The sequence below is a fragment of the Peribacillus sp. JNUCC 23 genome, assembly GCF_053653995.1.
Genome location: NZ_CM132202.1, coordinates 2,827,974 through 2,841,722 on the forward strand (window position 1 = coordinate 2,827,974; position 13,749 = coordinate 2,841,722).

16 protein-coding genes are annotated in these 13,749 nt (G+C 38.4%); 9 read left to right on the plus strand and 7 right to left on the minus strand.

Features of this window, described 5'->3' with window-relative positions; all coding sequences use genetic code 11:
• Positions 1-85: 85 nt before the first annotated feature.
• Positions 86-1,273, minus strand: a complete 1,188-nt coding sequence (locus JNUCC23_RS13705; protein ID WP_454211930.1) for an endonuclease Q family protein — start codon at positions 1,271-1,273, stop codon at positions 86-88.
• The gene (locus JNUCC23_RS13710) at positions 1,274-1,825 is read right to left on the minus strand and encodes an NUDIX hydrolase (protein WP_403070450.1); all 552 of its coding nucleotides are present in this window, start codon (positions 1,823-1,825) and stop codon (positions 1,274-1,276) included.
• Between the two features lie 75 nt (positions 1,826-1,900).
• On the opposite strand from JNUCC23_RS13710, the gene mciZ reads away from it, so the two are divergent.
• Positions 1,901-2,062 carry a Z-ring formation inhibitor MciZ gene (gene mciZ / locus JNUCC23_RS13715; RefSeq protein WP_082674981.1) on the plus strand — a complete coding sequence of 54 codons (162 nt, stop codon included), beginning with the start codon at positions 1,901-1,903 and terminating at the stop codon, positions 2,060-2,062.
• Between the two features lie 146 nt (positions 2,063-2,208).
• Entirely contained in the window at positions 2,209-3,129 is a 921-nt protein-coding gene (locus tag JNUCC23_RS13720; RefSeq protein ID WP_403070446.1) for an aldo/keto reductase, read from the plus strand.
• A gap of 105 nt (positions 3,130-3,234) precedes the next feature.
• Here the strand turns inward: JNUCC23_RS13720 and JNUCC23_RS13725 are convergent, their stop codons facing one another.
• Positions 3,235-3,486, minus strand: coding sequence for a YqkE family protein (locus JNUCC23_RS13725; protein ID WP_062178426.1), 252 nt, complete (start codon positions 3,484-3,486; stop codon positions 3,235-3,237).
• A gap of 128 nt (positions 3,487-3,614) precedes the next feature.
• Here JNUCC23_RS13725 and JNUCC23_RS13730 point away from each other — a divergent pair, with 128 nt between their 5' ends.
• Entirely contained in the window at positions 3,615-4,544 is a 930-nt protein-coding gene (locus JNUCC23_RS13730; protein ID WP_403070442.1) for an alpha/beta hydrolase, read from the plus strand.
• 26 nt (positions 4,545-4,570) lie between these two features.
• Here JNUCC23_RS13730 and JNUCC23_RS13735 read toward each other — a convergent pair whose 3' ends face one another.
• Positions 4,571-4,897, minus strand: coding sequence for an iron-sulfur cluster biosynthesis family protein (locus JNUCC23_RS13735; protein WP_062178421.1), 327 nt, complete (start codon positions 4,895-4,897; stop codon positions 4,571-4,573).
• A 265-nt stretch (positions 4,898-5,162) separates the two neighbouring features.
• Here JNUCC23_RS13735 and crcB (JNUCC23_RS13740) point away from each other — a divergent pair, with 265 nt between their 5' ends.
• Together crcB (JNUCC23_RS13740) and crcB (JNUCC23_RS13745) are read left to right on the plus strand one after the other, a co-directional pair.
• A complete protein-coding gene (gene crcB / locus JNUCC23_RS13740; RefSeq protein WP_403070437.1) occupies positions 5,163-5,549 on the plus strand; it encodes a fluoride efflux transporter CrcB in 387 nt (128 codons plus the stop codon).
• A complete protein-coding gene (gene crcB, locus JNUCC23_RS13745) occupies positions 5,546-5,905 on the plus strand; it encodes a fluoride efflux transporter CrcB (protein WP_062178415.1) in 360 nt (119 codons plus the stop codon). The genes crcB (JNUCC23_RS13740) and crcB (JNUCC23_RS13745) overlap by 4 nt, the downstream gene beginning before the upstream one ends.
• 229 nt (positions 5,906-6,134) lie before the next feature.
• On the opposite strand, the gene JNUCC23_RS13750 is transcribed toward crcB (JNUCC23_RS13745), so the two are convergent.
• A complete protein-coding gene (locus tag JNUCC23_RS13750; protein ID WP_454211934.1) occupies positions 6,135-7,046 on the minus strand; it encodes a LysR family transcriptional regulator in 912 nt (303 codons plus the stop codon).
• A 258-nt stretch (positions 7,047-7,304) separates the two neighbouring features.
• On the opposite strand from JNUCC23_RS13750, the gene JNUCC23_RS13755 reads away from it, so the two are divergent.
• The 4 genes from JNUCC23_RS13755 (at position 7,305) to JNUCC23_RS13770 (ending at position 10,655) form a co-directional block, all read left to right on the plus strand.
• A complete protein-coding gene (locus JNUCC23_RS13755) occupies positions 7,305-7,544 on the plus strand; it encodes a hotdog fold thioesterase (RefSeq protein ID WP_454211936.1) in 240 nt (79 codons plus the stop codon).
• A gap of 167 nt (positions 7,545-7,711) precedes the next feature.
• Positions 7,712-8,206, plus strand: a complete 495-nt coding sequence (locus tag JNUCC23_RS13760) for a GNAT family N-acetyltransferase (protein ID WP_454211938.1) — start codon at positions 7,712-7,714, stop codon at positions 8,204-8,206.
• A gap of 154 nt (positions 8,207-8,360) precedes the next feature.
• Entirely contained in the window at positions 8,361-9,635 is a 1,275-nt protein-coding gene (locus tag JNUCC23_RS13765) for an MFS transporter (RefSeq protein ID WP_454211940.1), read from the plus strand.
• Positions 9,636-10,121: 486 nt separating this feature from the next.
• The gene (locus JNUCC23_RS13770) at positions 10,122-10,655 is read left to right on the plus strand and encodes a TlpA disulfide reductase family protein (protein ID WP_062178405.1); all 534 of its coding nucleotides are present in this window, start codon (positions 10,122-10,124) and stop codon (positions 10,653-10,655) included.
• Between the two features lie 422 nt (positions 10,656-11,077).
• Here the strand turns inward: JNUCC23_RS13770 and JNUCC23_RS13775 are convergent, their stop codons facing one another.
• Together JNUCC23_RS13775 and JNUCC23_RS13780 are read right to left on the minus strand one after the other, a co-directional pair.
• Positions 11,078-12,322, minus strand: coding sequence for a M20 family metallo-hydrolase (locus JNUCC23_RS13775; RefSeq protein WP_454211942.1), 1,245 nt, complete (start codon positions 12,320-12,322; stop codon positions 11,078-11,080).
• A gap of 37 nt (positions 12,323-12,359) precedes the next feature.
• Positions 12,360-13,712: an aminotransferase gene (locus JNUCC23_RS13780; RefSeq protein ID WP_454211944.1), complete on the minus strand. Its 1,353-nt coding sequence runs from the start codon at positions 13,710-13,712 to the stop codon at positions 12,360-12,362.
• Positions 13,713-13,749 lie beyond the last annotated feature (37 nt).

The window sequence follows — 13,749 nt, forward strand, 5'->3', positions numbered from 1 at the left end:
TTTGCAGCTATATCGCCTTATTCTCTGTTCACGGTTTTAACATTTCGACTCTTTTAACACTCATTGTGGCGAGTGAGTAAATTCTTTAATGGGATTCCTTTTCATTTGCCTTCACCTTGCCGTACCTTCCGCCGCCACCTGTCTCAATCACCAATTGCCCTTTACGTGCCAAATCAATATAGTGTGCGATTTTTTCAGGTACGACCTGATGTAATTGTTCAAAGGTGGCTTCATGTAAAATATTCATTTCCGAACCGAAATAGTCTAGAAGTTTGTCCATTGTTTTCAGTCCAAGTCCTGGAATGAAATCGAGTGGAATTTGGTGAATATATGGTGGCCGGTCACGATAAATATGGGGATGATTTATGCTAGCAAGCTCTGCAATCCGTAATGCAACACCTTTGACGATTGCTTTCGCTCCGCAATTCAAGCACACTTTCGTATTCGGTTCAGCCGGTGCAAAGCATTTTGCACAGACGGTATTATGATATTTGCCTAGCTTCGGATTCAGTCCATAATTCGTAGCAACCCTTCTGCCACCAGTTCCTTGAAATGCCATGTTAAGCTCTGAAAAGCTCGGTTCTTTGAGTTCCAATTTTTGATATTCCCTAGCAATTTTTCCGAGTGAATGGGCATCAGAGTTCGTAATAAATACATAATCGTTCAGCTCATTCATCTCTTTGGCCATACTTGTGTCTGAGCTTAATCCAAGTTCTATCGCATCAATTAGTTTCGGGTCAAATACTTCCGTTAAACTTTTACTGACCCCTTTTCCGTACAAGCTTTTGAAAGGAGTAAATACATGGGCTGGAATAAACAGCCCTCCTAACTCCTTCACTTTTAGTTGTAGCGTTTTTCCTTCGCAATAAATCCGTTGCGAGCTTAGTTGAATATTTGTCACATGCTGCGCCATCCAGTTTGAGAAAATCCTCATCTTATCTAATGTAGGAAAATAAGCTAGTACATGAACTGGGCCTTTACACTGGCTATCATAGACTTCGATTTCTGAACCAGGAATAAGGGTCGTTTTGCCAAATCGTAAACCGCCTCCCTCTATTTCAGTTACGCTCCCCTGCTTCAGCAACTCGTCTATTTCTTCGATGACCTCTGGTGAATGGCAATCAATGACACCAATCATATCCAGCCCTTTACGTTCACTTGATACCTTTAACACTTCAGATAACGTTAAGGATTTGGCACCAGTGATTTTAACTGCTTTACCCGTCCATGTCCGTCCGATGTGAATGTGCAGATCTGCATAATATTCATTCATTTATTTAGCAATCGCTTGTTGTAATTGTAAATACTGAACCGCATACGCCGTTTTCGCATCCTTGATCTTTCCTTCTAATTCATACTGGACAGCTTCTTCTAAGGTTAATTCCATCAGTTCCACAAATTCATCATCATCTGTCCCGGCTGGCTGCTCTATCTTGCGCAAACCATGAGCCACATACATATGCACTATTTCATCAGCGAACCCAGGTGATGTGTAGAAAGACGTAAGATGCTCCATTTCTGCACATCCATACCCTGTTTCTTCTTCTAATTCACGTGCAGCCGAATGAGCAGGATCTTCCCCTGGCTCAAGCTTACCAGCAGGAATTTCAACGAGACTTCTTTCCATAGCTTTCCGATACTGTTCGACCATAATGATCTTCCCTTCATCGGTTACCGCAATGACAGCCACTGCCCCTGGATGTTTAATAATTTCTCTTTTGCTCGTATTTCCGTCTGGCAATTCGACCTCATCCACCTGTAGGCTAATGATTTTTCCTTTAAATATAGATTGAGACGTAATCGTTTTTTCTTCAAACTTTTTCATTTTATCCACTCCTTGTTCTACTTCTCGCATGATCGTTCATATATTTTACCATAATAATGCTGGAGAGTGATTTTTATGAAACTATATGTATTGGAAAAAGGGATTGTTCTTACGGGAAAGAGCTGGGAAATCCAACAAAAGCTTAAAGAATTCCAAAAAAAATATGAATTTGTTAACGATTGGATTAACGACATTCACTCATCGAAAAAAGAACGATTTTTAACACGTATCAAGTGAAAGACAGACTGCTTCTTGAGTATTTTAAAGAGAACCACCACTTTCTATTCAGATAATGTTAATTCTTTGAGTAAGTCGCCTTCCTCCTTTACAATTGATTTATATTACATTTTATAATGAAACAGTCATGATGAGGAGTGAAAGCGTTGGAAAAGCGAAAGTTAGGGAATTCTGATTTACAAATTTCTAAGATTGGTCTCGGCTGTATGTCGCTTGGAACCGATGAAAACCAAGCAAAGGAAATCATTAAAGCTGCACTTGACGAAGGTATCAATTACTTTGATACAGCAGATTTATATCATTTTGGTCAAAATGAAAAGATTGTTGGGGAATCGCTTCAGTCGGTCCGCGGTGATGTAGTGATTGCCACAAAGGTTGGAAATCGCTGGAATGAGAGTCTCGACAGCTGGAGCTGGGATCCTTCCGCAGACTATATAAAAAAAGCGGTAAAAGATAGCCTGCACCGTCTTGGGACGGACTATATCGATCTCTACCAGCTCCACGGAGGCACGATTGCAGATCATATTGAGGAAACAATTGATGCTTTCGAGGAATTAAAAAAAGAAGGATACATCCGCTATTATGGTATTTCCTCGATTCGCCCAAATGTCATTAAAGAATTTGCTGCAAAATCCAACATCGAATCCGTGATGATGCAATATAGCCTGCTTGATCGTCGACCTGAAGAATGGCTACCGCTGCTTTCCGAAAATAAAATCAGCGTAATTGCCCGTGGACCTGTGGCGAAAGGGCTTCTAAGCGAAAAAACACTTGAGAAAGCTTCTGAAAAGATAAAGCAGAATGGATACTTAGATTATAGCTTTACAGAATTAGAAGCCATTCTGCCACAGATAAAAGAAAAACTAACTCCACGCAATCTGAACGAAACGGCACTACAATATGTTCTGTCACATCCAGAGGTTGGTGCAGTTATTCCAGGAGCAAGCTCCGTTCAGCAGCTTCGTGAAAACTGCCGTGCTACTTTGTGCACTCCACTTTCCGAAGAAGAAATTCTTTTCCTAAAACAACTGACGAAAGCAGGAATTTACGACAGCCATCGAGATTAACGAAGCAAAGGGTCAGACCTCGCAAGCTTTATATACAGCTCAAATTAAGCGTAAGTAACGCTTTAAACTGTTGTTCATAAAGTGTGAGTCAGACCCTTTTCGTATTTATTTATAATTTTTCCAATTTAGATCGCTTTCACCAAGCAGCTCTTCAAACGACTTGTTTTTCTCGCGTAATCTTCGTTCTTCTTTCTTTTTCGCTTCTTCCGCTGCTTTTTCCGCCGCTTGGGCTTCATTCAGCTCTTTTTGTTTGCTTTTAAGCTGCGCCATAATATCCCCGCTGATTAAATCGCCAAGCTTTAACGAATCGTCTTTCTCTCTTTTCGGATGTTGTTGCTTCGTTTGCTTTTTCTTCATAGTAAAAAAACCTCCACTAAATTCGTACCTATTAGTATATCACGATTGCTTCATGATTTGGATTCATTTGTCATCTGATTCTGCCAGCTATATAATGATAGTATTTCATGGAAATCGAGGGATGTAAAATGAAAAAGTGGTTTTTGGCGTTAGCCGGGGTGCTGATTTACATAATCGGAATCGGCATCTATTTTTCCAATCGAGTAATGTTTATGAAGAAAAAAGAAGATGAATTTATTAAAAAACGTGAAATTACAGCAAAGCGATTGAATCCACAGGATTTTGCGGCGCTGCCGAAAACGGAAAGCTGGGTTGTTTCGCCTTCAGGCTATCAATTGAAATGTTTATTTATTGAACCGCATGATACGAATAAATGGGTAATTATTTGTCATGGAGTGACGGAAAATAAGGTGAATTCGATTAAATATAGTTCGATTTTTCTTGAACGTGGCTTCAATACTGTGATTTATGACCACCGCCGCCACGGGGAATCTGGCGGTAAAACGAGCAGTTATGGTCATTATGAGAAATTCGATTTACAGGCGGTAATCTCTAAGTTAAAGAAACAAAGAGGAGATGACCTTCTGATTGGCATTCATGGTGAATCCATGGGTGCGGCAACTTTACTTTTATATGCTGGTATGATTGAAGATGGAGCTGACTTTTATATCGCCGATTGCCCGTTTTCTAATTTTGAAGAGCAATTACAGCATCAGATTACGAAGGAGATTCCTTTACCTATCTGGACTATCCTTCCAATTGGACGCGCCTTTATCAGGCTTCGCGACCATTATTGGACGAGTGCAATCTCCCCGATTGACTTTGTGCAAAATATTAAGAAACCGGTTCTGTTCATTCATAGTCAAAATGACTCGTTCATTCCAGCTTCGATGACCGTTGATTTATTCGAAAAGAAACAAGGGCCCAAGCAGCTATATTTAGCGGTTAATGGCGCACATGCTCAAAGCTACAATGAAAATCGCGAAGAGTATGAGCAGGCAATTGATGAATTTCTTCATAAATATGTATTAGCCAATAACGCAAAAGCCGCTTTGTAGGAATTCTCCTGCAAAACGGCTTTTTTTCATACTACTTTATTATGATAGCTTAATCGTGGATTCAGCATGCCATTTGGGCTTTTTAGCTGAAAACTATTCACTTCCGGTACAAAATCAATTTTCATTACTTCGTCGAGAAAAATGGCCTTTGTACGCTCTATATATACAGGCATATGATTCGTGTCAACCAGCTTGTCGTCTGCTTCGGTTTCACGCACCAGCCATAATGCCGTTACACCGCTCATCACACAGCCGCAGCCTTCTGTATCATACTTTAATTTCATATAGCCATCCTGTCCATTAAGTATTTCAGTCATTTTCTGTTTGGCCGTCTCTGTCCATTCAATTTTCATACTTTCCACTCCTTATCGAGACCTATTATACCGAATCTCTCCTATTGCGTTAATTATTTTGCTTATAAGCCGATCTACAAACAAATTGACCTGTAATGGATCGAAAGCACATATTTACTTATAGCTCGGTAGGGTTCTTTCCCTTTACAATTAAAAATACTACAATAGCGGGAAGGTATAACTGAGGATTTTTGCTCTAAAATCGATAATTCCCCTATTTATTTCAAGTTACTAAGCCCTAAGGTAAAAGAGAAAGGTGATTAAGTTGAATGTATTAGCAGTTATGATTGGTGGCTTTTTGGGTGCTGTATGTAGGTATGCTTTGGGAGTATGGATACCTACAAATCATGGATTTCCTTTGGGTACCTTACTAATAAATCTGTTTGGCTGCCTCTTCCTCGGTTGGTTTCTAACATTTATGGACCAAAAGAAAAGAATAAGACCCGAATTTACGTTAATTATTGGAACAGGTTTTATCGGTTCGTTTACAACCTTTTCAACCTTTTCAGTGGAGACTATTCATTTATTCCAAGAAGGTCTTATTTTTCTAGCACTACTCTATGTTTTAACAACCACAATACTAGGCTTACTATTAGCTTATTTAGGTCGTAAATTGGCATTAACATATAAAGAAAAAGGAGATGTAGTATGATTTGGTTAATAGGACTAGGCGGTTCATTAGGTGCTACTGCTAGATTTTTATTAGGCAGTTTTATTACGAATAAAGCTCAAAGAGTGCATCCATTCCCAATTGGTACTTGGATTATTAATATTACAGGCTCATTTTTTCTTGGAGTTATTGCCGGTCTTCATCAGACAAATCAAATCAGTGATTGGGTATGGGCTTTTTTGGGGGTTGGTTTCTGTGGTGCATATACAACCTTTTCTACCTTTGGACATGAAACCATAACTTTAATACAATCTAATAAAATAAAATTAGCAATTCTTTATGTAATAACTTCAGTCATAATAGGTGGTATTTCAGCATTGGCTGGTCTAGTTATTTAAAGAAAGAAATGTATCTATTAGGATTCACTAAACCAGCTGTATAGTGACAATAAAGTTATTTAATTTTAAAACCCCAACACGAATAACTCCGTTCTGATTTTAGGACGGGGTTAAAATAAAGTTGGTTAATTTTTAAATGTAAAATCTTCACTGCGCTTAATCATATAACAATAAAATCATATAAATCTAAGTGTTCTTCAAACTTATTCAAGAAAAGCACCATCTTCGCTCAACAAGTAGTCTCCGCACATGACCAGTCTCTTGCATGTTTCAAAGTAATGTCGATAAACATTGATAAAGCTGGGGAAATCCACTTGTTTTTGTGATAAGCGACTTGGGAGAAAATCTGTTTAAAGCCACCAACGCAGGGAATTACTTTTAACCTTCCTTCCTTGATTTCATCATTTACTGTCATTAAAGGTAAATAAGCAATACCAAGCCCACTCATTACACAACGTTTCATCGCTTCTATACTCCAAAGCTCCATCGTGTGGGAAGGTACAATCCCCCGTTCTCCAAGGTATTCTTCAAACATCGTTCGATAACTGCATTCTTTCTCATTCGCAATCAAACACTCGCTTATCTTTTGATTTTCGTAGCTTTTATCTAAATTATTCAGTGAACAGTCAGGACTTCCAACAAGGACAATCGGTTCGTCTAATAACGAATGGACGATTAAATCTGAATCCTGTAACTGTGGCAACATGACAAATGCAATATCTGCACTACCATTAAGTATTGCTCTCTTGTTATCTCCACAGGTGGCGTTACTTAAACTGATGCTTACATGAGGAAACTTCTTTCTATATTCTCTTAATATTGGTTCTAGGCGATATACCGTTAGTGATTCCGGAGCCGCAATCTTTAACTCCCCTCTTATATCCTCTCCATCACTGGTAATGCTTTCGATCTTTCCATAGGTATCTAAAATCTCTTGAGTATAGGGCAACAACTTCTTGCCAATATCAGTCAATCTTATCTTTCGGCCCATCCGATCAAACAGAGGTGCGCCTAAATGTTCTTCCAGCGCCTGAATATGAGAAGTCACCGTGGATTGAGTGTAACCTAAATGTTCTGCTGCTTGTGTGAAGCTACCCGTTTCAATGACCTTGTTAAACGTAATAAAATGGCGTATTTCCATCATTTCACCAACCTTTATTTTACTCTTACTTCTATAGTATCAAAAAAATCAATGGATAACTTCATAAACTTCAATTTTACTAATAATCAGTTACAAGTTAATGTTAAGAAAAATAGAAATCAGGAGGATAAATATTGGATACCCTTAGAATCGAAATTGTTGAAGTGTCAAATGAGAAGGTAGTCGCCCGATACCCGTTCATGATGCAACCAGACAACACTTTGGACAGCTTCATGGAGGAGCTTCAGTAGTGAAACTGTGGCAAGTGTAGGAAGTTGGAATCTCTTGGATATGGGGAATGAATATGCAATTGGATTGGAGATTAGCGCCAATCACATTCGTGGAGAGAGTAAAGGAACTGTAAAAGCTACTGGTTTTCCCATCCACAAAACAACCATGGTTTGGGAAATTCAAATTACAGATGAGAAGAATAAGCCTATCTGTTTTTCTAGATCTACAACGGCTGTCAAAAAAAAGATAGAGAAAAATAATTCATAAATAGTTCAACTAGTAATACAACAGCTTTAAACCAATATTTTAAGTTGACCCGTACTCTGTTAAACATTGTTGTTGATTTCAGTAGGTAAAGTAGATAAATTCAATATTTCCATTACAAAAATATAAATAGTATATCTTTTTATAAACACAATTGGGGGAGTTAATAAATGATTACGGTTTACGATGATAAGTATAAAGAAGATGTCATTAAATTAATATTGCATGTACAGAATGCGGAGTATGAATTGGGTATTCGTGTCGAAGAACAACCAGATATTCTAGACATTCAATCGAATTATATAAATGACGGTGGCAATTTTTGGATAGCGTTAAATAATAACGAAAAGGTTGTAGGTTCTATTGGTTTGCAGAAGAAAACCAATGAGGTTGCAGTATTAAAGAAATTTTTCGTTTATAAAGATTATCGTGGTAAAGAGGTTGGGATAGGAACAGGTCTTTACGAAACATTACTTGTTTTTGCGAAGAAACAAGGGTTTACTAAGGTGATTTTGGATACTCCATCTAAAGCTACTAGGTCACATGGTTTCTATAAAAAAGTTGGATTTAAGGAGATTGTCAAAGAGGATTTGCCGATTAAATATGACTACCCTGATAGAGATTCACTTATTTTTAAATTAGACCTATCTAAGAAAAAATATTGAACTTTTGAGAATATGTAGTTAGAAACGATTAAACAGCCACCATGCATCTAAAAAGTCAGGAAAATATTTTAAGTAACTCCATGGAAATTAGAATGCATCTTACACCAAGAATGTAGAACATGATGAGAAATATCCATAGAATGAGGGTTGAGTTTTGAAACGTATACACTATAGCTGGTTTATTCTTACCGTAACATTTTTCTCCATTATTGTAGCCGGAATTGTTATGTCATCATCAGGGGTTTTCATAAATCCTTTCGAAAATGAATTTGGCTGGGATCGATCTGTTATTGCACTAGCTTTTGCCATTAGTATGTTTTTCTATGGTATATCAGGTCCGTTTATGGCAGCATTACTTGATGTGATTGGCTTAAAGAAAATGATGATAGTTTCTATGGCAACTTTACTGACGGGTATCATACTAATCATCATTATGAATCAATCATGGCAGCTGATCATCATTTGGGGCTTTATTATTGGGCTAGGATCAAGTCTTTTTTTAACGGTATTAAGTCCATATGTAGCGAATCATTGGTTTGAGAAAAGAAGAGGTCTTGCAGTAGGAATATTAACGGCAAGTACAGCGACAGGCCAGTTAATTTTACTTCCTGTCTTAGCAGCTATTATAGAGAATTATTCGTGGCGCCCAGCGATTGGTTTAATGATGATCCTTAGTTTCATTATGCTTATCATAATCTTTTTATTTATGAAAAACACACCAAAGGATGTTGGTATTCTTCCATATGGACATGAAGAGGAAATACAAGAGAGCAATGAAGGACAAAAGGAAAATCCTATTGTTATTGCCTTCAATGGTTTATTCGAAGCTGTGAAAGTGAAGGAATTTTGGTTATTAGCTGGTAGTTTCTTTATTTGTGGGCTTTCAACGAGTGGTTTAATTGGTACACATTTTGTTTCTTACTGTATTAGTTTTGGAATACCTTTAGTTACAGCAGCTTCGATTCTTTCGTTTATGGGAATCTTTAATCTAGTAGGAACAACTCTATCCGGTTGGCTGTCAGATCGATTCGATAATCGATGGCTATTATTTTGGTACTACGGTTTAAGAGGGGTTTCTCTTGTATTCCTTCCCTGTGCATTAAATGAAGGTTCCATTACTATGCTAGTTATCTTTACTGTGTTTTATGGATTAGATTGGATTGCAACTGTTCCACCAACGATTAGTATCTCAAGACAAATCTTCGGCATCAATAAAAGTGGAATAGTTTATGGTTGGATTTATGCATTCCATCAGGCAGGTGCAGCAGCTGCTGCTTATGGAGGGGGTCTGATCTACAAATTTTTCAACACTTACACTTGGGCATTCTTCTTGGCAGGAGTTTTCTGTTTATTAGCAAGCTTATTTGTCATTATTATTAAAAAACAACATTCAAGTCAATTAACAAAAGAAGGATTAATGAATATATAGCAATGCATAGAAAGCTAAAACTGATGTATTTACTTTACTCTCACCGCACAGGATTGACAAAGTTTTTATAGATTCTGGCAAGCAGCCTGTATTCAAGAGAATCTATATTTTAATTACTAAAAGGTGCTGTTCTGGAGTAACTAAAGCCTAATTCCCAGATGCTAGAAGCCAGAAATCAGGCATTTATATTTGGATTTCCTTAATGTTGTATATCTGCATTTTCCTATCGCTATCTTAATTATCTTTTTCCTTCTTTTACTAACCTGCGTCATTAATTTAAGTTCATTTCTTCACATTCTATTATAATTGACTTGGAAAGAGCACTTATGATACATACAAATACTTCCATATTGTAAATGTAACGATTTTATTTGTAATTAAATAACTTTATCGTCGCCTAACATTTCTGTTATAAATCATTTTTCATATTTGACAGTGTTCAGGGGAAATTAAGTAAAGATGGTGTTAGCAAGGAGGGAAAGGTTAGTGAAAAAACTATGTTATACAATCCTATCTGTATGGATTGGACTAATAGCCGCAAACTCATACGTCAGTGCTGAGGAGCTAACGGGATCCAGACAGACTCAGCCTGTTGTAAAAATAGGGAAACCTGCACCGAATTTTGAATTGACGACGTTATCAGGAGAGCAAATAAAGCTTTCGGATTATCGAGGCAAAGTCGTAATTCTAAACTTGTGGGCGACATGGTGTCCGCCTTGCAAAGCAGAGATGCCGGAAATGCAAAGTTTTTATGAAAAAAGTCGTAATTCCGATATTACTCTGTTGTCAGTAAATTTAACAGCTCAAGAAAAAAATGAAAAAGCGGTCGCTGATTTCGTTGCAAACTATCAATTAACATTCCCGATTTTGTTAGACAAAACAGACACTGTTGGAAAGCTGTACAAAACCATTTCCATCCCAACAAGCTACATTATCGATCGCGAGGGCATCATTAGAGAAAAAGTCATTGGGCCGATGGATGAAGAGAAAATGGCTATTTTGGCACACGGGGCGAGCTGAAAAATCTGAAAGCAGTACAAAGAATTTTTTCCATTGTTTCGCTGTGGATAAAGACTACTCGCTGATTTTGCCATATCTTTTGTTCCGACTTCGAAGCAGAATGCCTTCTGTATCCTATGTGGAAGAAAAAAACACCTACCTTCACAGGTCATTCATTAGACCACTGAAGGCGGGTGTTGCACACGAACGACAAAACGATTTTGCCATGTAATTTTCGATTCTGGATCGAAAATTGCTCATTCCCGCGCGCAAATCTTGATTCCAACTCGTAATCTTAATCAACTGTACTGGGCTTCCCTACTTTTCCTGATGAGAAGGTCGGATTTGAATGCGTTTTTTCCTATTACCCTGATTTTTACTTTGACTTTACATAGCTTTCGAAATAAAAGAGGGAATTCAATCGTTCAATTTATAGATAACAGTTATTCACTCGCCATCTTAATAGTCGTCCGGTACAACAGTTCCGTTCCTAACGATATGTCCTCTATGGTGGAAAACTCTTTCGGATTATGGCTAATACCATCCTTGCAGCGCACGAAGATCATTCCATATTCACAAACGTATGACATCGCGAGAGAATCATGAAATGGTCCGCTCATTAAATCAATTGGATTTAAACCGATTTGCTCACTTTCTTCTCTCATGACATTCATAATTCTTTCGGAACAATAGCGTGGCTCACTATTGGTATCTTCTGTGATTTTACAAATTAATTGATGCTCCTCTGTGATTTCCGTAATTCTTGTTCTTAATTGCTTTTCAATTCTATGTCGTCGGTCGATATCAATATCTCTTAAATCGACTGTAAAACTCACCTTCTCTGGGATGATGTTCCGTGAGTCTGGAAAAATATTCATACTTCCTACAGTACCAACTGTAGGAGCCGAACAATCTGCGCTGGTTAGTTCATTTAGCGCTACAATGATCTTCGCTGCTCCAACAAGGGCATCCTTTCGCATCGGCATTGGCACTGAGCCGGCATGACCAGCAAAGCCCTCTAATTCTACCGTTAACCATAATGGTCCCGAAATACCCGTAACAATTCCAACAGGTGTATCCTTCGCTTCCAGAACAGGTCCTTGTTCAATATGCATCTCAAGAAACGCTGCAATCTTTCCTTCTGGATATTCCGACTCCTTTAATTTAGTAGGATCACATCCGAAATGAATTAATGCCTCTTTTCTTGTGATTCCATTTTTGTCAGTCCGTTCTAATTCACCGTCTTCTAGTTTCCCGAGTATCCCTCTGACTCCAAATAACCCCTTATTAAAACGACAGCCTTCTTCATCCGAAAACGCTACGACTTCAATGGGCATACTTGGTACGATGCTTTGCTCTTGCATCGTTTGAACGACTTCAAGTGCACCGAGTACCCCGATGACACCATCAAATCTTCCGCCATATGGCTGTGAATCGATATGTGAACCTAGCATCAAAATCGGGGCTTCCGGACTTTCTCCTTCTAGTCGGGCAATTAGATTTCCGAAATGATCGATTCTTGTCGTTAGTCCAGCATCTTCCATCCATTGTCTCACTGTCCAAACGGCCCGTCTATCCTCGTCTGACAGTGTAAGCCGACAAACTCCTGTCTCGGCAATTTTCCCAATTTGCGAGAGGTCATTTATTTTTTGCTCTAATCGTTTTTTGTTTATCGTTAAAGTTTGCATAACGTTATACATCCCACCCCTATCACACATTAACATTCTAAATCGCTTGCAATTCTTCTATTAGCGTTTTAATCATAAATTCTAAATCTTCTTCTGCAATATTTAATGGTGGAGCTAGAGTTATCACATTGTTATATCCTGCAACCGTGGCTCCATTTTTTCCGATAATCAGACCTTTTTGTTTACAGCCTGCAATGACTTTATTGACTAACCCGGCTTCCAACGGTTCTTTCGTTGCCTTATCTTTGACAAGTTCAATCCCCACTAACAAACCTTTGCCTCTTACATCGCCGACAAATGGATGCTCTTCTGTAAGAGTCGATAAGCAATGTAGTAAATATTCTCCTAATTTTTTGGATCGATCAAATAATTTTTCATCATCCATAATTTCAAGGTTCTTTATAGCAAGAGCACAGGCAGCCGGATTCCCACCAAATGTATTAATATGGCGGAAATAATCATATTCTTCTGAGCCTTTAAATGCCTCATAGATTTCTTTTTTCACGGCAGTTACCGATAAAGGGAGGTAGGCACTTGTAATCCCTTTGGCCATTGTAATAATATCCGGTTTAACTCCGTAATTCATGAAGCCAAAAGGTTTTCCTGTACGGCCAAAGCCGCAGATTACTTCATCTACAATGAGTAGAGCTCCGTGCTTTTCACAGACTTCTTTGACTCCTGTCATATAGCCGTCAGGTGGAACTAAAATGCCACCTCCTGTAATAATCGGTTCCATGATGACACCAGCGATCGTTTCGCTTAACTCCCATGTCATCACTCGATCAATATCTTTCACGGACTCCAATTCTGTAGGGGGACAGTCAGTATGATCATTAGAGCGATATAAATCTGGTGGTGCCACATGGATGAAACCAGGGGCCAATGGTTCATATTTATATTTCCGCTGTGCTTGACCCGTTGCCGCTAAAGAGCCCATTGAATTCCCATGATAGGCTCGATACCTGGAAATAAATTTGTAACGGGCATGATCGCCTTTTTGTTGATGGTACTGTCTCGCTAGCTTAAATGCCGTTTCATTTGCTTCTGAGCCACTATTGGAAAAGAATATGACATATTCGCCGCCTAGCATTTCGTTTAACTTTTCTGCTAGTTTAATGGCGGGAGTATGACTTTGTGTAAGTGGAAAATAAGCCATTTCTTTTAACTGTTCATAAGCAGCGTCAGCCAATTCTGTTCTTCCGTAGCCAACATTTACACACCATAAACCAGACATGGCATCTAAATAGCGCTTGCCCGTGTGATCGGTTACCCAAGATCCTTCCGCCTTTTCAATAACCATTGTAGAGCCAGGGCTATATGGCTTCATCGAATGCCAAACATACTCTTGATCTAACGCATGGATATCGCCGCTTTGCTTAATCTTCGCCATTTCATTCCACCTCTCACATTTAATCGTCATATCTCGA